Source organism: Enterobacter sp. 120016, assembly GCF_018383635.1.
Classification (GTDB): Bacteria; Pseudomonadota; Gammaproteobacteria; order Enterobacterales; family Enterobacteriaceae; genus Enterobacter; species Enterobacter asburiae_D.
Genome location: NZ_JAHAWC010000001.1, coordinates 275,336 through 298,917, shown reverse-complemented (window position 1 = coordinate 298,917; position 23,582 = coordinate 275,336). Strand labels below are relative to the sequence as shown.

The following is a 23,582-nucleotide window of genomic DNA, read 5'->3' as shown; positions in this document are numbered from 1 at the left end:
CATGAGCGATAACAAGGCGTTCACGGCTGCCATCACCGCGTTTGTGGACAAAGCCAAAGCGAATCAGGAAGCAGTCGTACGCGCAGTCGGCATTCGGATCCTTAATCAACTGGTGATGATGTCACCTGTCGGCAACCCCGAACTCTGGGGCATCAACCAGACGGCAGCTTCTTACAATCAGGCGGTATACGACCATAACGAAGCGCAAAAATCGGACCCTGCCAACCTGACTAAAACCGGACGACTTAAGAAGAAGGCTCGACTGGTGGATGGGATGAATATCAAAGCGCCGCCCGGATATACCGGTGGACGGTTTCGGGGCAACTGGCAGGTGTCTTTTGATGCACTGACCACAGATGAAACGGGCCGTATAGATAAAACCGGAAATCTGACAAAAGCCGCAGGGAATTACACGCTGTCGCTGTTCAAAGTCGGGATGAAGGCTATTTATTTCTGCAACAACGTCCCTTATGCGTACCGACTGGAGATGGGGCACTCTTCCCAGGCTCCGGGAGGGATGGTACGCATTACTGCTGCTGAGTTTCAGCGATTTTTTGAGGAAGCAGTAAGGGAGGTGACTAAATGATTCCCGATATCGCGGCGGCGCTGGCCGCCAGGCTTGGCGAGTGGGCTGATGCTGAAGGTATCCCGGTTGCCTGGGAAAACGTGCCTTTTACACCGCCGTCTGATGGGCTCTATCTTGCAGTCCATGACATGCCCGCCACGCCGCGTACGCTGGACCTTGGATTGCGCTGCCGCATTTATTCAGGTGTATACCAGATTAACGTTGTGGCCCCAGCAGGCACTGGCCGTACCGATGTTGCGGCTCTGGCTGACCGCGTGGCTGAATTGTTCCCCGAGGGGCAGGAGATTGAAGGCAGGGGTTTTACATGCTGGATAGATCAAACGCCTGGTGTTTTCCGCGGTATCACTACATCTGTTTCTTATACCGTTCCCGTTAGTCTCAATTACCGAGCTGATATCTCCAGCTAATCCTCACAACCTTCTAAACCTGACCGGCTCTTTGCCGGTTTTCCCGTTTCTAAAGGAGTAACCAATATGGGCTTTGCATTGCCTAACGGCGCTCACGTCTATCTGGCATCGGGTTATGGCCCAGCCATTACTTTCACTGGGGCGACGAACGCCGAAAATATGGTGATCACAGTGAGTGAAGCGGACGCTCTCAAGGTAGGTGATATTGTTCATGTGAACTGCAACTGGTCCGGTGTTGATAACGTCATTGCAAAAATTGATGCGATTGCCGAAAGCGCCGTAACTCTTCGCAATATCAATACCACCAACAAAAACAAATATGCCGCTGGTGGCGGTACCGGTTCGATCCGCAAGGTGCTTGAATGGACCGAGCTGCCGCAAATTACTGAGGTGTCGAAATCTGGTGGCGATCAGAACACCACACAGATTCAGTTCCTGAGCGACGACCGCCAGCGAAACCTGAATACCTATAAATCCGCAGTCTCTCAGACCTACTCGATCGCTCACGACTCAACTCTCCCGGTATATCCGTTGCTGCGCCAACTGGACGAAGATGAAGAGACCGTTGCGGCTTACATGTACGTGCCGAAGGCGAAGGAAAACCGTTACTGGGCGGCCACGGCGTCCTTTGACGATACGCCAACTACTGCGGTTAACGAGGTAGAGACAGTAAGTGTGGTGCTGAACCTGCAGTCACCGGCGATGACGTTCTACAAGGTGACTGACGCTGCCGCCTGACCCGTCAGAGCTTTCACTATTCCATGCCTCCCATCACGGAGGCTTTTTTTCGTTAAGAGGTATCGATGGCGACCAAATTCACCCTTCAGCCCAAACCTACATTCAAGGCCAATGTCTCGATCCCCCGCGCTGGCGATGAGGATGGCGTGCTGACGTTCACGTTCAACCACAAGCCACTTAAAGAACTGGCTGACCTCGAAAAACTCGAAGGTAAAACCGCCACTGATTTTCTGATGGAAATCATTGCTGGCTGGGCACTTCCCGATGCATTCAACGCGGAAAACCTGTCGGTGCTGCTGGAAAACTATCCGGCGGCGATGAAGGCCATCCCGGAAACCTACTACCGCGAGCTCCTGGGGCAGCGTGAAAAAAACTGACAGCGGTTGCCTCTGCGTTCTATACGCCTGAACCCACAGCGGCAGAACTGGCGCCTTACGGGCTTACGCCGGATGACTACGACGATCAATACATCGACGTCTGGCCAGATGTATGGCCTTCATTTCTGGTGTTTCAGGCTGTCAGTACGCAATGGAGAACGGGAATGGGCGGCGTGTCCGGGCTCGACTATAACGTTTTGCCCTGGGTGATGCGTCTGCACAACGTCGACGACGAGGCAACCGCGCTTTCGGACATCCGGGTGATGGAAAGTGCTGCGCTAAAAATTATGCATAAAGAGAGGGCGGAATGAGTAACGATATCGCCACGATTTCCCTGCGCGTAAATACCAGTGAGCTGGAGCGCGGTAATCAGGCACTGGATCGCTTTCAGGAGACCGCGTCCGCCGCGGCAGGTAAAGCGGATGACCTGAACAGTACGTTCCGCACCGGTATCGATAACCAAAAGAAAAACAGCGAAAGCCTGAAGCAACAGCGCCAGGAGCTGCAGAACCTGCTGAATAAAATTAGCCCGGTCAACAAGGCACTGGATGAACTGGACACGATCCAGGAGAGCCTAGCGAAGTTTCGCGGTAAAGGGCTGGTGGGAGACGAGGACTTTACTCGCTACAACAGCGTGCTTGAGACGACCCGAGCTAAACTGGCGCAGGTCATGGAGTCTGAGACCGCAGAGGGGCGGGCTCGCATTGAACAGGCACAGGCAGCGCAGCGTGCAGCTGCGGCGGGCAAAACCTTTATCGATTCGCTGGAAGAGCAGGTCACAGCAATCGGAAAAACGCGCGCAGAATTGTTAGAGCTAAAAGCAGCCCAACTTGGCGTGTCCGATCGTGCTGCACCGATGATCGCCCGACTGAAAGAGCAGGAGGAAGCGTGGAAGTCAGGAGCGATCAGCGCAGGGCAATACCGCAACGCGATGCGTTATCTACCAATGCAAATGACCGACATCGTAACTTCATTGGCGTCCGGTATGCCGGTTTATATGGTAGCCATTCAGCAGGGCGGCCAGCTGCGCGATTCGTTTGGCGGTGTAGGCAATGCTCTGAAAGCGATGTTGTCGATGGTGACTCCTGCCCGAGTGGCCATTGGTGGCCTGGCCGGTGCTGTTCTGATTGCTGCAAAAGCGGGAGCGGACTACTTCACAGCCTACGACGAAATTAACAAGGCCATTATCAGGACTGGCAACATTGCAGGCACGTCAGCGCTCCAGGTAATGGCTTCCTCCCAGTCGATTGCTGCCTCTACTGGCGCTACTGTAGAAACCGTTCAGAGTCTGATGACTGAACTGATTAGCATGGGATCGCTCACACAGCAGCAGCTTGAAAAAGCGGCGGGCTCTACGGCACTTGCAGTTCAAACCGGTATTGTTTCGGCGCAGGACATCACCAAGGCATATCAGGATATTGAAAAGGATCCGGTCAAAGCCCTTCAGAGCCTAAACGAACAATACAACTTCCTGACTGTTTCGCAGCTTAAGCACATTGATGAGCTGGTGAAGCAGAAGGACCAGACTGCTGCAGTTACACAGGCCATGGACCTGTTTGGCGATACGATGGCACAACGTGGAGAACAGGCTTACGACTCATTGACGCCGTTTGGTCGCCTGTGGCTGGATATCAAGGGCTGGGCATCTGAGGCCATGCAGAGTATCGGTCAGTGGGTAGCTGAACTGGCATCAAACACACTGAAGGAATTCAACGCAATTTATTACAGCGTAGCGATCGTTTTCCAGAAGCTGAACCAGATCATTTCTTCCTCTATCGCGGCTGCGATTAATCTCATTCCTGACTGGGCGAAAACGGATACTTTGCAGGGATGGCAGGACTATAACGAACAAATGGCCAGCGCTTATGGCGACAGCGTCTCTCAGTTGAAAAAAGACTGGGATGCCGCTGATATCAGTGCAGGTAAATACCTCGATACGACTAGAAAGATAAGTACTGCAACCACCCAGAAGGATCGGGAAGAGGTTGCTGCTTTTGGCAAAAAGACGAAAACCGGAAAGCAGGGCACTTTATCGGCTGGCGATCGCAGCACGGATGCTGCCCAGGCCGAGCTACTGGCGCTTCAGGTACAGTTACGTGCGCTGCAGCAGCATAAAGGGCTGAACGACACTATCAGCCAACAGCGCAAAGACCTTTGGACTACGGAAGCGAAATTTCAGGTGCTGGAAGAGGCCTCCCGATCTCGCTCACTGACAAAGCAGGAGCAATCTCTGCTCGCGAGTAAAGACCAGGTGCTACAGTTAGCGCGGCAGAAAGCCCTGTTGGGTGATCAGATTTTCGCGCAGGAACTGCTGAACAAGCGCATGGATACCTCGCAGAAATACGTCACGCAGATGGCTGAGAAACAGGCCGCATTACTGGGTGGCGCGGGGATGAGTGACCGCCAGGCGCAGCGAGAGCTGGCAAAGAGCCAGCTCGCCGCCGGCTGGAAAAATTCAGGTGGTTCGCTGGATGATGGCGGATATCAGAAGCAGCTTAAAGCGGCGAATGATTACTATGATGCAGAGGACAGGTTGCGTGGCGACTGGTTGACCGGCGCGAAAAAGGGCTGGGCTGATTTCGAAGACAGCGCGACCAATGTCTACTCCCAGGTGCAGACGGTTACCAGCAACGCATTCACCGGCATGGCCAGCACCCTGACTGATTTCTTCACAACAGGTAAATCTAACTTCTCAGATTTCCTTTCCACTTTCCTCAAGGGCATCGCCCAGATGCTGACCCAACTGGCTCTGGTTAATGGAATGAAGTCAGCGTTTGGTGGAACCAGTATCGGCGCGTTCTTTGGTTTCTCAGGTGGTGGTTTGGTCCCCGGTTTTGATGGAGGCGGCTACACGGGAGATGGCGGTAAATACCAACCGAAAGGCGTTGTACACGGCGGTGAGTTTGTGTTTACGAAGGAAGCGACAAGTGCATTAGGTGTCGGCAATCTCTATGCGCTTATGCGTGGAGCTCAGGGGTATGCAAACGGCGGTTATGTTGGCACAGCCCCAATGTATGGGCTGCAATCGAATGCAGCTGGTGGCGTAACCGTTCAAACTTCCGTGGTCGTTCAAAACCAGAACACTCACCAGCAGACTTCCGGCAATAACGATGCTATTTCTCGGGCTTACAAACAGACCATCGATCAGTCTGTTCGTGCTGGAATTGCTAAGGAGTTGCAACCCGGAAGGTTGATTTGGAACGCTATGAAAAGCCGTTGATAAACTGATAGCAGTCCCTTGTTTGAGCCTGCTATCACAAGATTAATTATTTACGGGGCAGATACTTATGGGTTGTATATGTCCCACCCTTGTGTGAGGAGCCTTTCCCGTAGGTGTAATGACCACGAGAACCTTTTGCATAAGTGATCGAGGGCGCCACAAGCGCTAAAGAAAGAGCTGCGATTAGTAGTGTTTTCATGAGAACTCGCTGTGTAGTGAAGTAGTGTAATAGCCATTCAAATATACGTAATGAATCGACAATTGGAGATGAAATTTCTTTCAGCGACTAATCGAATTATACCCGCTTCGGCGGGTTTTTTTATGCCCGGAGGAAAAGTGACGATCGAAACATTTACCTGGCGAACCCAGATTCAAGCGGGTATGGAAGGGGAGTTCACTTACACAACACGCTCTGCATCCTTTGGAGACGGCTTTGAACAGATCGCCGGTGAAGGTATCAACCCTGAAAAACAGTCATGGCCGATGACCTTAACGGGAAAAAAAGCTGAGATGCTCGATGCGCTGAGTTTTTGCCGCAAGCACATCACAAAATCCTTTATCTGGACGTCTCCTGTTGGCGAAACCGGTTTATACCGGATTGAAGCTGATTCCATTAAAGCCCAGCCGCTATCCAGCAAAGTGATGACCATAAAAGCAACCTTCAAACAGGCATACGCACCATGATTACTGAAGATTATCAACGCCTCGATCCTGGTGAAAAAATACGTCTTCTTGAGGTAGACGGTTCTGCGTTTGGTCTGGACGACGTTCTGCGCTTTCACGCTTATAACCTCCCGCATACTGAAGAAGAGATTGCGGCTGCTGGTGGCGACGAATCAAAGTTAAAGGCGAAGAGTATCTGGTGGCAGGGCGAAGAGTATGGTGCCTGGCCATATAAGCTCGAGGGACTGGAAGCTTCAACCGATGGCAGTAGCGCCCAGCCGACGCTCACCGTTGCCAACATTGACAGCTCTATCACTGCGCTCTGTCTGGCCTATGACGATATGCTGCAGGCCAAAGTTACGATTCATGACACTTTTGCGCATTACCTGGATGCGCGCAATTTCCCGGATGGAAATCCAACAGCAGATCCCTTGCAGGTGAGAAAGCGGGTTTTCTATATCGACGGTAAAAATAGCGAGCTTCCCGGTGAAAGTATCGAGTTTGTTCTTACAAGCCCGATGGATCTGCAGGGATTGATGATTCCGACCAGACAGCTGCATTCCCTTTGCACATGGTGCATCCGGAATAGGTACCGCACCGGCGATGGGTGCGATTATGCCGGCACGTTTTACTTCGACAGAAACAACAATCCGGTAAGCGATCCCTCATTGGATGAATGCAACGGCACGCTCACCGCCTGCAAGCTTCGGTTTGGTGAACATAATGAACTTCCTTTCGGTGGTTTTCCGGGAACATCTTTGATCAGGAGTTAACATGCGTCAAAAAACGATTCAGGCCATCCTGTCGCATGCTGCGAAAGAAAATCCCCGCGAATGCTGTGGCGTGATAGCGCAGAAAAGCCGGGTGGAACGCTATTTCCCATGCCGTAATCTGGCTGCCGAACCAACGGAACAGTTTCACCTTGCACCAGAGGATTACGCTGCTGCTGAAGACTGGGGGACGATAACGGGAATCGTACATAGTCACCCTGATGCGACGACCCAACCAAGTGAACTGGACAAGGCTCAATGCGATGCAACGTTGCTGCCCTGGCATATTGTCAGTTGGCCGGAAGGAGACTTTCGTACCATTACTCCCCGCGGAGAATTGCCGCTGCTCGGGCGCCCGTTTGTGCTCGGACACTACGACTGTTGGGGGCTAGTGATGAGCTATTTCCGGCAGGAGCATGCTGTCGAACTTCAGGATTACCGTGTTGATTATCCGTGGTGGGAGGACTCCTATCCGGATAATTTCTATCAGGATTGCTGGTACGAATGTGGGTTCCGAGAATTCAGTGGATCACCAATGCCGGGCGATTTGATCATCATGCAGGTGGAATCGAATAAGTGGAACCATTCAGGGATCTTGCTGGAGGGGAACATGCTTCTCCATCATCTTTATGGTCACCTCAGTCAACGTGTGCCATATGGAGGTTACTGGATGGAGAGAACCATGAAAATTGTCAGGCATAAAAGCCTAATCATGCAGGAGGGATAATGTGCGAATCCGTCCGTACTGTTCGTCTATATGGTGTTTTGGGTACTACGTTTGGCCGCGAATTCCAACTTTCGGTAGCCTCACCAAAAGAAGCCATCCGCGCATTGTGCGTTATCGTGCCAGGCTTTGAGCGTTTTTTGAATACCAGCAAGCAGCGCGGCCTAACCTACGCTGTTTTCAGCGGTAAGCGTAACCTGAACGATGATGAGCTCTCTATGGATCAGAGTACAGCTGACATCCGTATTGCGCCGGTTATCCTCGGGAGCAAACGTGGTGGAGTATTCCAGACCATCTTAGGCGTGGCTTTGGTCGCAGTTGGTGCTGTGGCGTCATACTTTGGCGGTGGTGCTGTCGGCGTTCCTCTAATGCAATTTGGCGCTGCGATGGCCCTTGGCGGTGTCGTTCAAATGCTTTCTCCACAGACAACAGGACTAGCCAGCAAGCAATCGGCAGACAATAAGGCCAGCTACGCATTTGGTGGAGTAACCAATACGACAGCCCAGGGTAATCCTGTGCCGCTCCTTTACGGCAAACGCCGCATCGGTGGAGCGATCATCTCCGCCGGTATCTATGTTGAAGATCAGCAGTAAGCATGCTGTAATGGGCTTACTTAATTTGGGGTAACTTGAGCTTAGATTCAAAAATGAAAAAAATATCTACTCTTTTCCTTTGTACTTCCTTATTTTCAGGCATGGCTTTAGCTGATAACCATTACATACCTCTCCTCTATAATTTATCTACTATGTTTGATTTCAATCCAGTTAAAGGAGCTGTCAAATCATTAGATACTGATGTTGAAGAAAATGGTAAGGTCACTTATAAAATCGCCATCAGACTAGCTAAGAATGGTTGTGTCGAAAGCTTAAATCTTGATAACGTTTCGTCTGGTCATGAAACAAATCTAAAAAATAGCAATGGAAGTCTTGTTGGCCAGAGAGATGGTAAGCCTTTCTCTATACAGCTCGATGAAAAATGTAATATTTTGAGTAAGAATGAAAATGGTGACGAGTTGCGATATAGTCTTTACTCGAATGGCTTAATTAAAAATACCTATTATTTAGGTAAGAAAATATCTGAGCATTTTTATGATGATAATTCTAATTTGATACGTTCTGAGTTTTATGGTTCTGGAAAGGTCCTCTCTAAAAACGAAATATCTTATGTTGATAAAGACAGGAAGCCTCTTGATTATAAAATTATAAACACATCAGTTTACTCGGACGGTTATACAGCAACGAATACGTGTCATTATAGCGAAAAGCTTGTTCCTGAAATATGTAAAGTAACAATGCAGAGCGCAGGGAATCCTGTGCCGAAGCCAGTACTAATGACAGCGAATACGAAAGTTGAATTCTACTAGATTAAACACATTTCAATAAGCCACCTCTGGGTGGCTTTTTTTATGGGCGCAATATGGCTATAGCAACCGCTATTAAAGGCCGCAAGGGCGGCAGTTCAAGCTCAAGAACTCCTACAGAACAGCCAGACGATCTGCAGTCAGTAGCCAAGGCAAAAATCCTTCTCGCGCTGGGAGAGGGGGAGTTTGCTGGTGGCCTTACTGCGCGCGATATTTATCTCGATGGCACCGCACTTGAGAACGCAGATGGTTCACAGAACTTCAGCGGTGTGGCGTGGGAGTTTCGTTCTGGAACTCAGGCGCAAAAATACATTCAAGGGATCCCGGGTACCGAAAATGAAATCAATGTAGGTTCCGAAGTTTCCAGCTCTACAGCGTGGACGCGCACGTTCACCAATACGCAGCTTTCAGCTGTTCGCCTGCGTCTAAAATGGCCTTCCCTCTTCAAACAGGAGGATGATGGCGATCTGGTTGGCTATTCGGTCAACTACGCAATTGACCTGCAGACAGATGGCGGCACCTGGCAGACGGTGCTAAATACCAGCGTGACAGGGAAAACCACCTCTGGTTATGAACGCAGCCACCGTATTGATTTACCTCAGGCAGGCAGCACCTGGACCATCAGGGTGCGCAAGATTACAGCTGACGCAAATAGCGCGAAGATTGGCGACACGATGACGCTGCAAAGCTTCACAGAAGTAATCGACGCCAAACTGCGCTATCCGAATACCGCGCTACTGTACATCGAATTTGATTCGAGCCAGTTCAATGGCTCGATACCGCAAATATCCTGCGAGCCTCGCGGACGTGTTATTCGTGTGCCCGATAACTATGACCCAGAAACACGAACGTACAGCGGCATCTGGACGGGCGCTTTTAAGTGGGCATGGACAGATAACCCTGCGTGGATATTTTACGATCTGGTGGTCACTGACCGCTTCGGCCTTGGTAATCGGCTAACGGCAGCCAATATCGACAAATGGACGCTTTATCAGGTCGCTCAATATTGTGATCAACCGGTACCGGATGGTAAGGGTGGTAGCGGAACTGAACCGCGTTACACCTGCAACGTATACATTCAGGATCGAAATGACGCTTACACCGTCCTGCGAGATTTTGCCGCCATTTTTCGAGGCATGACCTACTGGGGAGACGACCAGATTGTTGCCCTTGCAGACATGCCCAGAGATGTCGATTTTACCTACACGCACGCTAACGTAGTCGACGGCAAATTTGTGTATTCCAGCAGCACAACCAAAAGTCGCTACACAAACGCTCTTGTATCCTGGTCTGATCCGGCAAATGGCTATGCTGATGCAATAGAGCCAGTCTTCGAACAGGAGCTGGTGGCGCGCTATGGTTTCAACCAGCTTGAGATCACCGCCATCGGTTGCACCCGGCAGTCTGAGGCTAACAGAAAAGGGCGCTGGGGGATCCTGACCAACAATAAAGATAGGATTGTAACGTTTGACGTTGGTCTGGACGGCAATATTCCTCAGCCGGGGTACATAATTGCTGTTTCTGACCGAAATCTTTCAGGGAGAGATTTAGGCGGTCGATTATCCGCGGTTAATGGTCGAGTCCTCAAGCTTGACCGGGTGCCAAGTGCTAAGGCCGGTGACAGGATAATGGTAAACCTGCCGTCGGGTATCACTCAATCCCGAACGATTCAGTCCCTGTCCGGCGAAATGGTCACCGTAACAACTTCCTTTAGTGAACTTCCGCAGGCTGAGGCTGTATGGGTAATTGAATCTGATGAACTTTATGCGCAGCAGTACAGGGTAATTAGTGTCACCGATAACAATGACGGGACATATACCATCACGGGGGCAAATCACGATCCGGATAAATATGCCCGAATCGATACGGGTGCCATCATTGATCAGCGGCCGGTAAGTGTCATCCCTCCAGGTAATCAGTCGCCGCCAGCCAACATCGCGATCAGCTCGTTTTCGGTGGTTCAGCAGAATATCAGCGTCGAAACCATGCGCGTAAGCTGGGACCAGGCACAAAATGCCATCGCTTATGAGGCGCAGTGGCGCCGCAACGATGGGAACTGGGTTAACGTGCCTCGTAGCTCCACTGCTTCCTTTGACGTTTCCGGCATCTACGCCGGACGGTACCTGGTGCGCGTGCGTGCTATCAATGCAGCGGAAATTTCATCCGGGTGGGGATATTCAGAAGAGAAGACGTTGACCGGCAAAGTGGGCAATCCGCCCAAGCCAGTGGGCTTTATGGCTACGGGCATTAACTGGGGTATTCGTCTGAACTGGGGGTTCCCGGGAAACACCGGCGATACCCTCAAAACAGAAATCCAGTACACGGCCAACAGCGACTTTTCCGATCCGTTGCTGCTATCGGACGTACCTTATCCATCTGCTGAATATACCCAGCTCGGGCTGAAAGCCGGGCAGGAATTCTGGTATCGCGCGCAGTTGGTTGACAGAACGGGTAACGAGTCCGGTTACACCGACTGGATTAGGGGGATGTCTAACGATAATGCTGATGATTATCTGGGTGAAATCGCAGACGATTTCCTTACCTCGGCCGACGGCGACCGCCTGACCAGCGATATTGATACCAATCTTGAAGCTGCAATGCAGAACGCGCTGGCCAACCACGGAACAGTTGAACATCAATGGGCGCAATACGGAGAAGTACGCGCCGATATCCTGGTTGTGAAAACGACTATTGCTGAGGTGGATAGGGCAATGGCCGAAATGTCGACACAGGTGCAGGCGCAGATCGACAACGTCACCGCTTCTCTGGAAGACAAGCTTACAGCCGTCGTCGATGCCTCCGGTGCTTCGGCAATCTACACCCTTAAAACAGGCGTGAGGATAAACGGGGTGATGTACAACGCCGGGATGTCGATTGCTGTGCTTGCTGAGGCCGGGAAGCCGGTAGTTACCCGTATTGGGTTCAACGCTAATCAGTTTGTATTGATGAGTGGCAGTGGTGACGCCCAATATTCACCGTTCGCGGTGGTTAATGGTCAGGTCTTTATGAGCTCAGCGTTTATTCAGGATGGCACGATCACCAATGCCAAAATTGGCAACTTCATCCAGTCCAACAATTACGTCCCAGGGCAGTCCGGGTGGAAGCTGGATAAAGGGGGGGCCTGGGAGAACTACGGCAGTGACGGGCAGGGCGCAAGAAAGACCACGAACGTTACTGACAGCATCAGGGATGCGAATGGCGTCCTCCGCGTACAGATTGGTAAACTTACAGGGGTATTTTAATGACGTGGGGCATTCAGACATGGGATGCCAATGGCAACCCGAACAATTATGGTATTAAGCCAGTTTCAGTGGTCGGCCATATTCAACTTTCTGAGGGGCAGAACAGCGGAAGCTGGTCTTTTACCATTCCCGCAGGAATGAAGGTCGGGTTTGTCGTCTCTCTGGATAAAGGAGCGGTCTCGGTGGGGCGCCGTATTGTCGCCAGCGGAAATACGATAACTCTTGGAACGGCAAGCAGCGTAGGGATTGGAAACTATCCAGCCTCTGAATGCGAGCTTGTAGTTTTTGTGGAGAAGGCATAATGGCTGATTATGGCGCACTGATAGCCCTGGATAATGGGAATCCCTTTATTACGCCACAGTCCACACCATTTTGCCTCTACAGGAGGGTAGTGGTTAACTCAGTAGCAAGCGGGGTATATCACAGCGCATCTGCAACAGTAGCTCTGGACGTTTCTTACCCAGCAATGGTTTTTTGCAAAACGAGTGACACTGCTCAGCCTACTATGGTTAGTGCAGCCAGATCAGGAGGTAATATTCTTGTTGGTTCAAGCAATGCCTATGGACAGGCACATACATTAACGGCTTACATCTTTGCTATTTATCCTCAGACATTGCCAAAATGGGGATTTGCTATCTGGGATGCAACCGGGAAGTTGGTTCTGACAAACGAGAGTCGGATATTGAGTGACCTTGTGACTGTTGGAACGCCTGGAGCTACGACAGGTGGAATTAATATTGACGTCACTCTGCTTGGTAGTTATGCGGTGGCACCCGCTATTCTTGGCTCCCAGATCATCCAGAACAATAACACTAAACCACCCACTATTGTGAATATCACAGCCTACTCAGGATGTCGGTTTAATGGTTCATCAAGCAGGATTAATGCCGCACCTTCGACAACGGTTACCGGTTCTGCTGCGGGAGGAACTACGACTGGAATAGCTTTGACGGCAATCAACACGGCTGCATTTGATTAATTGATCGTTTAAAACGATCAATTAATCGATATTGATCTGTTCAATCTATTTTTATTAATTTTCCCGTCAGGTTAAGTTTCAAAGTACGAATTACCTCAGGGATAAAAAATGAAAAAAATACTCGGCAGTTTGCTAATTGTCTGTCTTCTTTCTGCTTGCTCAGCAAACATTTTTGAGAAGCAGCTTCCTGTGTGTGAGGCTGTAACCCTTTTAGGTGGGCAGGAACAAACCGTACAGATATATGGTGTGCGACAAGTAGCAAGCCAGGTTGAATACAAAGCTGGATATCCCTTCAGCTGGCGGTGGATAAGTAAAAACAACTTTACCAGGTCGACCTGTTCAAAATGAACAACACGAAAACCCGCTCCGGCGGGTTTTTTATTATCTGAATTCAGGAGTCCTTTATGTCGGCAGGTACCATCACCCTGACAAACGGGTCCGCCATTGTTGGCGGTTCCGGAACCTCATTCGCAACAGAACTCACCGCTGGTGACTTCATTGTCTCTACTGTGGGCGGCGTTCCTTTTACACTGCCGGTGAAATCAGTCGAGAGCAATACCCAGTTGACACTGGTCAGCAACTTTACCGGGCCAACTCAATCCGGCGCGGCCTGGTCAGCGGTCCCTCGCGTGGCGCTTAACATGGTCACTGCCGCGCTGGTGGCGCAAAGTGCTGAAGCGCTGCGTGGATTGAATTACGATAAACAGAACTGGCAGCAGGTTTACAGCGCCGCCGGAAATATCACAGTGAAGCTGCCAGATGGTACGACATTCACCGGCTCTTCATGGAAATATCTGTCTGACAATATGGCAACTAAGAGCGGCGGGGCCGTACCTGTTAACCAAGGCGGTACCGGATCGACAACCGCATCAGGCGCTCTCACAAACCTCGGTTTAGGAGACAGCGCCACCAAGAACGTCGGCGCAGCGGCGGGAACGGTCGCCGCCGGCGATGATTCGCGCTTAAATACTGTCGATCAGAAAGCGGGTGGGAAAATTACGAGCCCAATTACAGTCCAGCCAGGGATTAACGGTAACCCCGGATTTGCCATCAATTCTGGGGATAATGGTGGCGGCGGATTGATGAATAATGGCATCAGCCTGGTCGTGGCCAGTGGCTATAACCCAAATACAGGTAATTACGTCAACCTCATCAAAGGCACTTGGTATACAGGAGAATGGTCTTTCGGGGGAGCCCGTGGTGGCGGGGCTAATTTTGATAATGTCACACTAAACCTGAAAGGGTCGAATCAGGAAGGGATGGTCACTTGGGTTTTCCATTCCAATGGCGCTGCCACAGGCAATTGGGTAACGGCATCTGATGAGCGTATCAAAGAAAATGTATCGGTAATCGCTGATCCACTTATGAAAATGCAGCAGTTTCGAGGCGTTGAATGGGACCGCCTCGACACTCCTGCGCATGGGTATGGCTTCATAGCTCAGGAAGTCGAGAAGGTTTTTCCTGAAGCAGTTAAATCATATGGAAAAACAACCTTACGAGATGGCTCAGAAATAGAGGATGTAAAATCAGTCGATACCTTCGGTGTAGCCGCCGCCCTTCACCATGAAGCCATCCTTGCGCTAATGGATGAAGTTAGTTGCATCAAAAGGCTAATCAAAGAACTGGATGTAGGGGCTTTGGATTAAGACTACTCAATTGGAGTTTGAAGCGAATAATTTACAAAAGTCATAATTCGAAACGAGAGAGAAACTTAGAAACGAAACGGCGAAGCTTTAAGCAGTCACGGTAGGGCCTGTATCTTGCGGACACTTACAAATAAAACTACTGTATATAAAAACAGTATTTGAGGTGTACGTAATGGAATTCATCAGGCCAACAGAACTGCGAGAAATTATCACTCTTCCGCTTTTCAGTGACTTAGTTCAGTGTGGTTTCCCAAGTCCCGCGGCTGATTACGTTGAACAGCGTATCGATCTCAATGAGTTACTAGTTTCCCACCCTAGCTCAACATATTTCGTTAAGGCGGCCGGTGACTCAATGATCGAAGCCGGGATCAGCGACGGTGATCTGCTGGTGGTCGACAGCTCGCGCACTGCTGAGCACGGTGACATTGTTATCGCCGCTGTGGAAGGGGAGTTCACTGTTAAACGTCTGCAACTGCGCCCGACCGTACAACTCAATCCTATGAACAGCGCTTACAGTCCAATTGTTGTTGGCAGTGAAGACACACTAGACGTGTTTGGCGTTGTTACTTTCATCGTTAAATCTGCGAGCTGAATATGTTTGCCCTCTGTGATGTGAATTCGTTCTACGCATCATGCGAGACGGTGTTTCGGCCTGATTTGAGGGGACGCCCGGTTGTCGTTCTCTCGAATAATGATGGCTGTGTAATTGCGAGATCGGCAGAGGCCAAGGCGGCTGGAATTACCATGGGGGAGCCGTTCTTTAAGCAGAGAGAACTGTTCCGACGAGCTGGCGTCGTTTGCTTCAGTAGTAACTATGAGCTGTATGCTGATATGTCGAACCGGGTTATGACAACGCTGGAAGAAATGAGCCCTCGCGTCGAAATTAACAGTATCGACGAAGCTTTTTGCGACCTGACAGGTGTTCGCAACTGCCGGGACCTGACGGAGTTCGGCAAAGAGATCCGCGCTACGGTTCAGAAGCGTACGCACCTGACAGTAGGGGTAGGTATTGCTCAAACAAAAACACTCGCAAAGCTGGCAAATCACGCCGCCAAAAAATGGCAGCGGCAAACGGGCGGGGTAGTGGACCTATCCAATCTCGATCGCCAGCGCCGACTGCTTGCTCTGGTTCCGGTGGAGGACGTATGGGGCGTCGGCAGACGCATCAGTAAGAAGCTGAACGCCATGGGCATCAAAACGGCTCTGGACCTCTCAGAGCAGAGTACGTGGATTATCCGTAAACACTTTAACGTGGTACTCGAGCGAACGGTCCGGGAGTTGCGCGGTGAGCCTTGTCTGGATCTGGAGGAGTTTGCACCGGCTAAGCAGGAAATCGTCTGCAGTCGGTCATTCGGCGAACGCGTGACTGAGTATGAGCAGATGCGCCAGGCTATCTGCAGCTATGCCGCCCGTGGTGCTGAAAAACTGCGTGGTGAGCATCAGTACTGCCGCTTTATCTCTGCGTTCGTGAAAACCTCTCCCTTTGCGCTTAACGAGCCGTATTACGGTAACAGTGCATCTATGAAGCTTCTTACACCCACTCAGGATTCCCGCGACATTATCAACGCCGCGGTAAAGTGCCTGGACAAAATCTGGAAGGACGGGCACCGCTATCAAAAGGCAGGAATCATGCTGGGAGATTTTTTCAGCCAAGGGGTGGCGCAGCTGAACCTTTTCGAAGAGAACGCGCCGCGCGCTGGTAGCGAAAGGTTGATGGAAGTGCTCGATCACCTGAACGCAAAAGACGGAAAAGGAACACTCTACTTTGCCGGACAGGGCATTCAGCAGCAGTGGCAGATGAAGCGTGAAATGCTTTCGCCACGATATACGACGAGATATTCAGATCTGCTTAGAGTCCGATAAATTTTCCTGATGTCTTGGTCCGCGCCGTGCCAGAAGCGGACGCTTTCTCTCAGCCTGAATCTGATCAAATGCCAGAGGTTATATTTTGTGCGCTGCAAATCGGCTTTCTGGTAATCCGGCAAAAAAAGGTGACCGAATGCTGAAAAGCGCACCGTCATAAGCGGTTGGCTCTGCGAGTCCTACACGGGCACTGGTACAAGAAAGGGTGTGGAGTGACGAACCACCAAGCACCGGGCAGGTTGTCTGGAGGGCTGGCGCAGAAAGAATGCTGTGTATTTCTCCCCCCGGACTGTATCGGACAACCCGACTGCCGCCCCATTCTGCGTTCCACAGATAGCCCTGGGCATCAATGCAGGAACCATCAGGCGCGCCGCCGCCTTCGATTTTGGTGAACACGCGCTGGTTTTGCAGCGAGGGGTAATCGCAGCACATAATCTTACCCTGCATCGAGTCACAGTAATAGAGCGTGCCACCATCGGGGCTGAAACAGATGCTGTTCGGTATAGCGACATCGGGCAGTGCAAACGTCTCAACAGTCAGCGTTGCCGCATTGAGTCGATGAAACTTACCGATGACTTTAACGGGATAATCGTCATCCATCGTCCCGAAGACAAAATTACCGGCACGGTCGCACCGTCCATCACCTATACGGGTGCCGGTGTCTCCCGGTGAAGCAGCCACTGGGATAATTAATCCGCTGTTAAGATCATAGAAAGCCAGACTTGTCGCGAATCCCATCAGCAGAATGTGATCCTGTTCAGTCAGGGCAAAGGAGCCAAGACGTTCAGGCAGCGACCAGCGCATCACAGCATCAATACCTTCTTCTATGGCGAGAAGTTCACTGGCTTCAATGTCAGTCCAGTAGAGCCTGCGGGTTCTTTCACACCACAGCGGGCATTCTCCAAGCGTATTCCTGACATCAGCTGCAATTGAAAACATGTTAATCCTCCGGATATAAAAGATCGTACTGCACGATGCCAAAAGTGGATAAAGCAGTTACTGCAGAAAACGTGCGGAGAGCTGATCACCGAAAAGCATGACAGCAAGTCCGAGTAGCATGACAACCATTCCCCCCAGTCTGACTAACGAAACCGGGCGCTGCACAGCGCCCAGCAAGCCAAAATGGTCAATCATCTGCGAGGAAAGTAACTGTCCGACAATTGCCAGCCCGAGCAGAGCTGAAAATCCGATTTTCGGCGCCAGCACGACATAGCTGAACAGGGCACATGCGCCTATCAGGCCGCCCACAAGACTCCAGAGGGGTTGTGACGGGATCGCCGTCAGCGATGTCATTAGCCCGCCCCTGAGCAGTGCGTAAATCCCCAGACTGAACGCGCCCGTCGTGAAGGAAAACAACGCCGCAGTGACCGGATCACCTTCCAGTCCCCTTGCCAGCTGGCTGTTCAGGGTTGTCTGCAGGGTGATCCCCAGACCTGCGGCAAACGCGATTACGTAATAAATCATGCTTTTCATCCCGGTCAGTCTGCCTGCTCCAGCGGCAGGAAGGCGTCAGCAAAAATGTCAGGCTGGTAGCCAGAGGCGGCAAACAGGTGCTCACGCGACTCATCAACCGCTGCACGCAGTCGCGCGCTGTCTACGCCCAGCACCTTACCGTTCTGTTTAACGATGCGCCCGCCGATCATGACGGTATCGATATTGCTGCGCTCGGCGGCATGTACAACCGTGCCAAAGGCATTTCCGGACGGGTACAGGTTGAGATCACTGGCGTTAATCAGCACCAGGTCAGCCTGCTTGCCTGGCGTCAGGCTGCCCACTTTGTCCTGCAGCCCTGCACAGGCCGCACCATCAAGAGTCGCGGCTTTAAGGAGTTGCGCCGCCGGAAGCGTTTTCAGCATTTGTTCAGCATCGCAGCACTGCTGCTGATGCATGCCCATTACCCGCTGCAGGTAAAAGGCGACGCGCATCTCCATAAACATGTCGGTGCTGTACGACGTTTCATTGTCCACACTCAGGCCAGGCTTGATGCCATGACGCTGCGCGGCTTCAATGGCGAACATCCCGCTTTCGATGCCATAGTGCGAATCTGAGCGTGGGCAGACGTTTACCCGCACACCTGCTTCCCGCAGAATTTCCCATCCCCGGTCAGGCAGCGCCGTGCAGTGATTGAAAATATTGTCCGGCCTCAGAAGCCCCTGCTGATGCAGCGACTCAAGTTCAGCCCCCATCTCAGCGCCAAAGAACTCCGTGACAATCGACAGCCCCAGCCTGCGGGCCTCGGCCCACAACTCTGGCTCCAACTGGGCCATGACGGCGAGAGTGACCAGGCTTTCAGGGTTGTCGGTGAAATACTTCTCCTGCAGACGCTGCCAGTTTCCGGGCCAGTGCGCTTTATCCCATTCGCCGGCTACCGGTGCACCGGAAGCATGAATGGCGCGAATACCGGTATCAAGCAGGGCCTCGACGGCGGCATCGGCATGCGCTGCAGTTCGGCTGTTGTGCGAGTTATCAATCATCGTGGTGATGCCCGCATCAATAGCGCCCAGCGCCGTCAGCAGGTTGCCGACATAGATATCGGCAGGACGGTAATATTTAGCGAACGAGAAGTGTGTGGCGTTGCTGTAGTCGTCCAGGCAGGTGGCGTTTGGGTTAATGCGGCGCAGCTGTCCTTCCCATGCATGACGATGAGAATCGACCATTCCCGGCATGGCAATCATATTGGTGGCATTAATGACTTGTGCCCCCGGCACATCAAGGTTCTGGCCCACAGCGGTAATCGTTGAGCCGTTGATGAGAATATCACCACGCTCAATGTTACCTATGTTCTCGTCCATGCTCAGTATCGTCGCGCCACGAATCAACGTAGCCTGTGAAGTGACATTTTGATTGTTAACAATATTTCTGATGTAACTGGCCATAAACTCGCCTCTTTCCTGATCAATGGGGAAACGATACGCCACACCATTAGCCTGAAAAAGATGCGTAAAGTGTTTTCATAATTCATAATTCTCGAATAATCGGACTCACTTTTACCCGGAGCAGAACGATGGATCGGATTCAGGCTATGCAGGTTTTCACGCGGGTTGCTGAAGCAGGGAGTTTTGTTCGCGCGGCAGAAACACTTTCACTGCCTTCTTCCACCGTTACCAGCACGATTAAAAACCTGGAGAAATACCTGCAGGTGCGCCTGCTGAACCGCACGACAAGACGGGTCAGCCTTACTCCTGAAGGTCTGCAGTATCTGGCGCAGTGCCGGGAGATCCTGTCGCTGATTGAGCATAGTGAATCCAGCCTGACTGATTCCCTCAGACGCCCTCAAGGGCGGCTGCGGGTTGATATGCCTGGTGGGATCGCCCATTTAATCGTCATGCCCCACCTGAAAGACTTTTACCGGCTATATCCGGATATTTACCTGATGATTGGTGTGAGCGATCGGCAGGTCGATCTTGTGCAGGAAGGGGTGGATTGCGTCATACGAACCGGTGAATTAACGGACTCCACACTGGTTGCCCGTCCGCTTGGCCGGTTTCGCTGGGTGACCTGCGCCTCGCCGGACTATCTCAGAAAGTTCGGTGTCCCTGAGACGCCTGAAGCGTTGTCACAACATCGGGCGATTCATTACTTTTCCGGTTCTGGAAGACGCAATAGTGAACTGCGTTTTACACGAGGCACTGAGGCCTTCTCTGTTCCGGTTGAGGGGGATGCAGCCGTTAACGAAACGGGACTCTACATCAGACTGTGTCTTGAAGGTTTTGGGCTGGCGCAGCTCGCTGAGAATGTGATTTCGGAGAATCTGCAGCAAGGCAAACTGATCGAGGTTCTGGCAGACTGGCAGCCCCCCTCCGTGCCGGTAACGATGCTCTATCCGCATCAGCGTTTTCTCTCTCCCGCCGTGCGTGCTTTTGCTGACTGGATCTCCGGACTTTTCAACGAGGGCGCAGGTGAGAAAGGTCTTTCCGGTAAAAGACGGCTCCGGTAAGAGGACGGCTCTTCAGTACGACAATTAATAACCCCCTCAGCAGAGGAACCGAACGTTCCCCTGCTGTGTCTGTGAATTCAGCCCGGCTGCAGTGCAGATTCCAAGTGAGCGTTTCGTCCGGCAGCCATTCCGGTGCAGGCGCCTGCGACTGCGATTGCTGTGGTCATCAGTAATGGCACCGTCCAGCCTCCGGACAACTCTTGTACTTTGCCCAGCAACAGCGGACCCGTCGCCGCCATCAGATAACCGACACTCTGCGCCATGCCTGACAAGGCGGCAGCATCACCCGCATTTTTAGTACGCAGCCCGATGAATGTCAGCCCCAGCATCATGCTGGCACCTGAGCCGAAGCCGAGAAGCGCGGCCCACAGCATCGCCATAGCCGGCAGATACAGGATGCCGATAAAGGACACTGCGGTTAACAGGCTGACGCCAGCAGCAGCTAATTTCTGATCGTTGAGACGACGCAGCGTGGCCGCCAGAATCAGGCCGGGAATGGCGGTGGTCAGCTGAAGGATGCCGTGTACCTCGCCAGCCTGAGCTGAGGAGAGTCCACTGTCCGTAAGAATGGCTGGAAGCCAGCCCACCGCAACATAAAACGGCATCGCATTCAGGCCCATAAACAGGGTGACCTGCCATGCCAGAGGCGAGCGCCAGACCGCGACGGACGCCGCTTGTTTCTCACCCGCTGCTGACAGCTGATGCTTGTTCGTTAACTGCGGCAACCATAAAAGCAGCGCAAGGAACGGTGCTATAACCAGCATGGCTAACGCGATGTTCCATCCCCAGCTCTGCGTCAGAGGAATGACAATGGCTGAACCAATGGCACCCGCGGCACCCATGGTGATGGAATACGCCCCCGTCACAGAAGCCACGTTGCCGGAAAAGTCACGTTTGATAAGACCTGGCAGAAGGACATTGCCCAGGGCAATCCCGATACCTATTAATATGGTTCCGCCATAAAGCGCCCAGACACTGCCTGTGGAGCGAAGCAGGATGCCTGCAGAAATCACGGTCAGGGCACCAAAAAGGGTGCGTTCCAGGCCGTACTTGCGGGAGATGGATGCGCTCAGGGGAGAAAAGGCGGCAAAGGCCAGTAAAGGTAGCGAGTTAAGCAACCCAACGGCTGTGATACTTAGCCCAAAATCATGGCGAATAGACTCTAAAACGGGTGCGATAGCGGTAAAAGGAACACGCAGGTTAATGGCGATAAAAAGGATGCCGGTCACAAGTATGCCTGAAGACCATTTGTTCGTCGTGTGGGACATAAATTTTGCTTTCTCTGGAAAAAAGAAAGACTTTAAAGAACGCATGAGTTACAGAATATAGATAACCTGACAATATATAGCTAAATCATGCCAGTTAATAAAAAAATCGTGACCTCGCCGGAGGAGTTTAACGCCGATGCTTTCAGTCAGGCTGCTATTGCCCTGCATGTATCATCGTCAGGCGAGTATGCCGGGCAGAGTCCGCACACTCATCGCAAGGGACAACTTATTCTCTCTTTGCGCGGTGCAGTGAGCTGTGAGGTTGAGGATGCGCTGTGGCTTGTTCCACCGGGACATGCAGTCTGGGTTCCGGGTGAAATCCCTCATAGTTGCCGGATTACGAAGAATGCAGATACCTGCTTTCTGTTTATCGAACCCGGCGCGGCGGTGATGCCGGAAATCTGCTGTACCCTGGCGATTACGCCTCTGGTCCGCGAGCTTGTTATGTATCTTGCAGAGCAGGAACAGGTTTATTCTCCTGACAGTAAAACCGCCAGGCTCGCAGCAGTGCTACTGGAACATATTCCGGATGTGCCGGTTAAAGCGCTCCATCTTCCCGTATCGGATCATCCTAAAATCCGGAAAATGGCTGAGGCACTTTTTAATGAGCCTGATGACCGGCGAACGTTAAAGCAGTGGGCTGCTCATCTGGCCATCAGCGAGAGATCTCTGGCCAGACGGATAAAAGAGGCAACAGGAATGAGCTTTGGTCGCTGGCGTCAGCAACTGCATTTGATGATAGCCCTGAGCCATCTGGCAGAAGGTCAGTCCGTGCAGCGCGTCGCCGGAATGCTGGGATATGATTCGGTCAGCGCGTTTATTACGATGTTCAGAAAAGCACTGGGTAAATCACCGACGCAATATTTTTCGTCTCTAAACTAATGCAAAACAACACAAACCGGGTTTTTATAAAGAACGCCAGGGTCCGCTTTTCGCTCATAGCAGACGTGGCTGGTCTCTTTTACGTTTCATTGTACTGCATCGATTAGCTCCGGCCCCTGGTTCTTCACATTACCCACGGCGCGCGTCACGGCATGCCAGATAAACTTGTCTGCTGGCACAGCACCGTCGGCCGCTATCTCTTCAGCCTCTTTTCCGCCTATATCCAGGCGCATCCACTCCCGGGCCGCTTCAGGCGACAGAACCAGTGGCCTACGGTCGTGAATGTCGACCAGTCCTTTGTCAGCTGCAGACGTCACTATCAGGAAACCTTCTGCTTCATCGCAGCGTTCGAATGGCGTACTGCCGATCGCGGCCATAAATATCGGCTGACCGTCTGCCCGGTGAATAAAATATGGCTGCTTCTTGTCGCCTTCCTTCTTCCACTCGAACCATCCATCAGCAAAGCAGATTGCCCGGCCATGCTGCCAGAGAGGTTTGAACATCCTGCTGGTGGCCGCTGTCTCGACACGCGCGTTTATCAATGGTGCTTTATTCCACCACCCGGGCGCGTAAGACCACAGGACCGGATCGAGATGCAACTGCTCGTCACGTTCGCTCAGCAACAGAACTTTGGTACCTGGCGCCACGTTGTAACGTCCAATAGGTTCAGGGTCGTATGCGATGTCGCGATCGGCTTCATCGGCCAGGTAAGCCAGATATTCTTCACGCGTTTGAGCTTGTGCAAAGCGTCCACACATAGAAACCTCGAACCAGATGTCAGACTTAAAGTATAGGGCAGGGAGAAGAAGGGGGGCGCACTGTCTAAAGTTAGGGGCAAATTTAGGGGCAAAAATGCGAAATAGGGGCAAAACAAGGGCACAAAAAATGTAGTTCTGGGTAGCTTCAGGGAGAAGTTATTA

25 protein-coding genes are annotated in these 23,582 nt (G+C 51.8%); 20 read left to right on the top strand and 5 right to left on the bottom strand.

What is annotated here, in order from left to right; translation table 11 throughout:
* The first annotated feature begins 1 nt into the window (after nt 1).
* The 18 genes from KIF87_RS01420 to KIF87_RS01340 all read left to right on the top strand — a co-directional run bounded on the left by KIF87_RS01420 (nt 2) and on the right by KIF87_RS01340 (nt 16,575).
* On the top strand, nt 2–586 hold the full coding sequence (locus tag KIF87_RS01420; protein WP_213327681.1) for a hypothetical protein: 585 nt from the start codon (nt 2–4) through the stop codon (nt 584–586).
* The gene (locus KIF87_RS01415) at nt 583–993 is read left to right on the top strand and encodes a DUF4128 domain-containing protein (protein WP_087822686.1); all 411 of its coding nucleotides are present in this window, start codon (nt 583–585) and stop codon (nt 991–993) included. Before KIF87_RS01420 ends, KIF87_RS01415 begins: the two co-directional genes overlap by 4 nt.
* 66 nt (nt 994–1,059) lie before the next feature.
* On the top strand, nt 1,060–1,731 hold the full coding sequence (locus KIF87_RS01410) for a phage tail protein (protein ID WP_046092062.1): 672 nt from the start codon (nt 1,060–1,062) through the stop codon (nt 1,729–1,731).
* 65 nt (nt 1,732–1,796) lie between these two features.
* The gene (locus KIF87_RS01405) at nt 1,797–2,108 is read left to right on the top strand and encodes a phage tail assembly chaperone (RefSeq protein WP_047652150.1); all 312 of its coding nucleotides are present in this window, start codon (nt 1,797–1,799) and stop codon (nt 2,106–2,108) included.
* Nucleotides 2,105–2,419, top strand: a complete 315-nt coding sequence (locus KIF87_RS01400) for a DUF1799 domain-containing protein (RefSeq protein WP_193939957.1) — start codon at nt 2,105–2,107, stop codon at nt 2,417–2,419. The genes KIF87_RS01405 and KIF87_RS01400 overlap by 4 nt, the downstream gene beginning before the upstream one ends.
* A complete protein-coding gene (locus KIF87_RS01395) occupies nt 2,416–5,328 on the top strand; it encodes a phage tail tape measure protein (RefSeq protein ID WP_213327680.1) in 2,913 nt (970 codons plus the stop codon). The genes KIF87_RS01400 and KIF87_RS01395 overlap by 4 nt, the downstream gene beginning before the upstream one ends.
* 336 nt (nt 5,329–5,664) lie before the next feature.
* Complete coding sequence (locus KIF87_RS01390) at nt 5,665–6,012, top strand: phage tail protein (protein ID WP_049136378.1); 348 nt, start codon at nt 5,665–5,667, stop codon at nt 6,010–6,012.
* Nucleotides 6,009–6,764, top strand: coding sequence for a phage minor tail protein L (locus tag KIF87_RS01385; protein WP_213327679.1), 756 nt, complete (start codon nt 6,009–6,011; stop codon nt 6,762–6,764). The genes KIF87_RS01390 and KIF87_RS01385 overlap by 4 nt, the downstream gene beginning before the upstream one ends.
* Before the next feature lies 1 nt (nt 6,765).
* Nucleotides 6,766–7,488: a C40 family peptidase gene (locus KIF87_RS01380; RefSeq protein ID WP_213327678.1), complete on the top strand. Its 723-nt coding sequence runs from the start codon at nt 6,766–6,768 to the stop codon at nt 7,486–7,488.
* Nucleotides 7,488–8,078, top strand: a complete 591-nt coding sequence (locus KIF87_RS01375; protein WP_087822681.1) for a tail assembly protein — start codon at nt 7,488–7,490, stop codon at nt 8,076–8,078. The genes KIF87_RS01380 and KIF87_RS01375 overlap by 1 nt, the downstream gene beginning before the upstream one ends.
* A gap of 53 nt (nt 8,079–8,131) precedes the next feature.
* Nucleotides 8,132–8,848 (top strand): YnfC family lipoprotein, encoded by a 717-nt coding sequence (locus KIF87_RS01370; protein WP_213327677.1) that lies wholly within the window; start codon nt 8,132–8,134, stop codon nt 8,846–8,848.
* A 53-nt stretch (nt 8,849–8,901) separates the two neighbouring features.
* On the top strand, nt 8,902–12,087 hold the full coding sequence (locus KIF87_RS01365; RefSeq protein WP_213327676.1) for a TipJ family phage tail tip protein: 3,186 nt from the start codon (nt 8,902–8,904) through the stop codon (nt 12,085–12,087).
* Nucleotides 12,087–12,389 (top strand): hypothetical protein, encoded by a 303-nt coding sequence (locus tag KIF87_RS01360; RefSeq protein WP_213327675.1) that lies wholly within the window; start codon nt 12,087–12,089, stop codon nt 12,387–12,389. The genes KIF87_RS01365 and KIF87_RS01360 overlap by 1 nt, the downstream gene beginning before the upstream one ends.
* On the top strand, nt 12,389–13,066 hold the full coding sequence (locus KIF87_RS01355; RefSeq protein ID WP_213327674.1) for a hypothetical protein: 678 nt from the start codon (nt 12,389–12,391) through the stop codon (nt 13,064–13,066). Before KIF87_RS01360 ends, KIF87_RS01355 begins: the two co-directional genes overlap by 1 nt.
* A gap of 108 nt (nt 13,067–13,174) precedes the next feature.
* Nucleotides 13,175–13,414 carry a phage exclusion lipoprotein Cor gene (gene cor, locus KIF87_RS23545; RefSeq protein ID WP_249665772.1) on the top strand — a complete coding sequence of 80 codons (240 nt, stop codon included), beginning with the start codon at nt 13,175–13,177 and terminating at the stop codon, nt 13,412–13,414.
* Nucleotides 13,415–13,470: 56 nt separating this feature from the next.
* Nucleotides 13,471–14,712 (top strand): tail fiber domain-containing protein, encoded by a 1,242-nt coding sequence (locus tag KIF87_RS01350; protein ID WP_213327673.1) that lies wholly within the window; start codon nt 13,471–13,473, stop codon nt 14,710–14,712.
* Between the two features lie 172 nt (nt 14,713–14,884).
* Nucleotides 14,885–15,304: a translesion error-prone DNA polymerase V autoproteolytic subunit gene (locus tag KIF87_RS01345; protein ID WP_192545083.1), complete on the top strand. Its 420-nt coding sequence runs from the start codon at nt 14,885–14,887 to the stop codon at nt 15,302–15,304.
* A 2-nt stretch (nt 15,305–15,306) separates the two neighbouring features.
* Entirely contained in the window at nt 15,307–16,575 is a 1,269-nt protein-coding gene (locus KIF87_RS01340; RefSeq protein WP_213327672.1) for a Y-family DNA polymerase, read from the top strand.
* Between the two features lie 78 nt (nt 16,576–16,653).
* Here the strand turns inward: KIF87_RS01340 and KIF87_RS01335 are convergent, their stop codons facing one another.
* The 3 genes from KIF87_RS01335 to KIF87_RS01325 are packed head-to-tail and all read right to left on the bottom strand — an operon-like array spanning nt 16,654 to nt 19,451.
* Nucleotides 16,654–17,514: an SMP-30/gluconolactonase/LRE family protein gene (locus KIF87_RS01335; RefSeq protein WP_213327671.1), complete on the bottom strand. Its 861-nt coding sequence runs from the start codon at nt 17,512–17,514 to the stop codon at nt 16,654–16,656.
* A 57-nt stretch (nt 17,515–17,571) separates the two neighbouring features.
* Nucleotides 17,572–18,039 carry a DMT family transporter gene (locus tag KIF87_RS01330; protein WP_213328011.1) on the bottom strand — a complete coding sequence of 156 codons (468 nt, stop codon included), beginning with the start codon at nt 18,037–18,039 and terminating at the stop codon, nt 17,572–17,574.
* 14 nt (nt 18,040–18,053) lie between these two features.
* Nucleotides 18,054–19,451 (bottom strand): amidohydrolase family protein, encoded by a 1,398-nt coding sequence (locus KIF87_RS01325; protein WP_213327670.1) that lies wholly within the window; start codon nt 19,449–19,451, stop codon nt 18,054–18,056.
* A 128-nt stretch (nt 19,452–19,579) separates the two neighbouring features.
* Here KIF87_RS01325 and KIF87_RS01320 point away from each other — a divergent pair, with 128 nt between their 5' ends.
* Entirely contained in the window at nt 19,580–20,512 is a 933-nt protein-coding gene (locus KIF87_RS01320; protein ID WP_213327669.1) for a LysR family transcriptional regulator, read from the top strand.
* A gap of 77 nt (nt 20,513–20,589) precedes the next feature.
* On the opposite strand, the gene KIF87_RS01315 is transcribed toward KIF87_RS01320, so the two are convergent.
* Nucleotides 20,590–21,780 (bottom strand): MFS transporter, encoded by a 1,191-nt coding sequence (locus KIF87_RS01315; protein ID WP_213327668.1) that lies wholly within the window; start codon nt 21,778–21,780, stop codon nt 20,590–20,592.
* Between the two features lie 87 nt (nt 21,781–21,867).
* Here KIF87_RS01315 and KIF87_RS01310 point away from each other — a divergent pair, with 87 nt between their 5' ends.
* Nucleotides 21,868–22,662 (top strand): AraC family transcriptional regulator, encoded by a 795-nt coding sequence (locus KIF87_RS01310; protein ID WP_213327667.1) that lies wholly within the window; start codon nt 21,868–21,870, stop codon nt 22,660–22,662.
* A gap of 86 nt (nt 22,663–22,748) precedes the next feature.
* On the opposite strand, the gene KIF87_RS01305 is transcribed toward KIF87_RS01310, so the two are convergent.
* Nucleotides 22,749–23,420, bottom strand: coding sequence for an SOS response-associated peptidase (locus KIF87_RS01305; RefSeq protein ID WP_213327666.1), 672 nt, complete (start codon nt 23,418–23,420; stop codon nt 22,749–22,751).
* Nucleotides 23,421–23,582 lie beyond the last annotated feature (162 nt).

What these genes read in the sequence shown, in the direction of transcription:
- KIF87_RS01385 (WP_213327679.1), top strand. Translation starts at nt 6,009, where the DNA reads ATGATTACTGAAGATTATCAACGCCTCGATCCTGGTGAAAAAATACGT.
- KIF87_RS01420 (WP_213327681.1), top strand. Translation starts at nt 2, where the DNA reads ATGAGCGATAACAAGGCGTTCACGGCTGCCATCACCGCGTTTGTGGAC.
- KIF87_RS01305 (WP_213327666.1), bottom strand. Translation starts at nt 23,420, where the DNA reads ATGTGTGGACGCTTTGCACAAGCTCAAACGCGTGAAGAATATCTGGCT.
- KIF87_RS01320 (WP_213327669.1), top strand. Translation starts at nt 19,580, where the DNA reads ATGGATCGGATTCAGGCTATGCAGGTTTTCACGCGGGTTGCTGAAGCA.
- KIF87_RS01310 (WP_213327667.1), top strand. Translation starts at nt 21,868, where the DNA reads ATGCCAGTTAATAAAAAAATCGTGACCTCGCCGGAGGAGTTTAACGCC.
- KIF87_RS01380 (WP_213327678.1), top strand. Translation starts at nt 6,766, where the DNA reads ATGCGTCAAAAAACGATTCAGGCCATCCTGTCGCATGCTGCGAAAGAA.
- KIF87_RS01360 (WP_213327675.1), top strand. Translation starts at nt 12,087, where the DNA reads ATGACGTGGGGCATTCAGACATGGGATGCCAATGGCAACCCGAACAAT.
- KIF87_RS01340 (WP_213327672.1), top strand. Translation starts at nt 15,307, where the DNA reads ATGTTTGCCCTCTGTGATGTGAATTCGTTCTACGCATCATGCGAGACG.
- KIF87_RS01410 (WP_046092062.1), top strand. Translation starts at nt 1,060, where the DNA reads ATGGGCTTTGCATTGCCTAACGGCGCTCACGTCTATCTGGCATCGGGT.
- KIF87_RS01405 (WP_047652150.1), top strand. Translation starts at nt 1,797, where the DNA reads ATGGCGACCAAATTCACCCTTCAGCCCAAACCTACATTCAAGGCCAAT.
- KIF87_RS01335 (WP_213327671.1), bottom strand. Translation starts at nt 17,514, where the DNA reads ATGTTTTCAATTGCAGCTGATGTCAGGAATACGCTTGGAGAATGCCCG.
- KIF87_RS01345 (WP_192545083.1), top strand. Translation starts at nt 14,885, where the DNA reads ATGGAATTCATCAGGCCAACAGAACTGCGAGAAATTATCACTCTTCCG.
- KIF87_RS01350 (WP_213327673.1), top strand. Translation starts at nt 13,471, where the DNA reads ATGTCGGCAGGTACCATCACCCTGACAAACGGGTCCGCCATTGTTGGC.
- KIF87_RS01330 (WP_213328011.1), bottom strand. Translation starts at nt 18,039, where the DNA reads ATGATTTATTACGTAATCGCGTTTGCCGCAGGTCTGGGGATCACCCTG.
- KIF87_RS01395 (WP_213327680.1), top strand. Translation starts at nt 2,416, where the DNA reads ATGAGTAACGATATCGCCACGATTTCCCTGCGCGTAAATACCAGTGAG.
- KIF87_RS01355 (WP_213327674.1), top strand. Translation starts at nt 12,389, where the DNA reads ATGGCTGATTATGGCGCACTGATAGCCCTGGATAATGGGAATCCCTTT.
- KIF87_RS01415 (WP_087822686.1), top strand. Translation starts at nt 583, where the DNA reads ATGATTCCCGATATCGCGGCGGCGCTGGCCGCCAGGCTTGGCGAGTGG.
- cor (WP_249665772.1), top strand. Translation starts at nt 13,175, where the DNA reads ATGAAAAAAATACTCGGCAGTTTGCTAATTGTCTGTCTTCTTTCTGCT.
- KIF87_RS01325 (WP_213327670.1), bottom strand. Translation starts at nt 19,451, where the DNA reads ATGGCCAGTTACATCAGAAATATTGTTAACAATCAAAATGTCACTTCA.
- KIF87_RS01370 (WP_213327677.1), top strand. Translation starts at nt 8,132, where the DNA reads ATGAAAAAAATATCTACTCTTTTCCTTTGTACTTCCTTATTTTCAGGC.
- KIF87_RS01315 (WP_213327668.1), bottom strand. Translation starts at nt 21,780, where the DNA reads ATGTCCCACACGACGAACAAATGGTCTTCAGGCATACTTGTGACCGGC.
- KIF87_RS01375 (WP_087822681.1), top strand. Translation starts at nt 7,488, where the DNA reads ATGTGCGAATCCGTCCGTACTGTTCGTCTATATGGTGTTTTGGGTACT.
- KIF87_RS01365 (WP_213327676.1), top strand. Translation starts at nt 8,902, where the DNA reads ATGGCTATAGCAACCGCTATTAAAGGCCGCAAGGGCGGCAGTTCAAGC.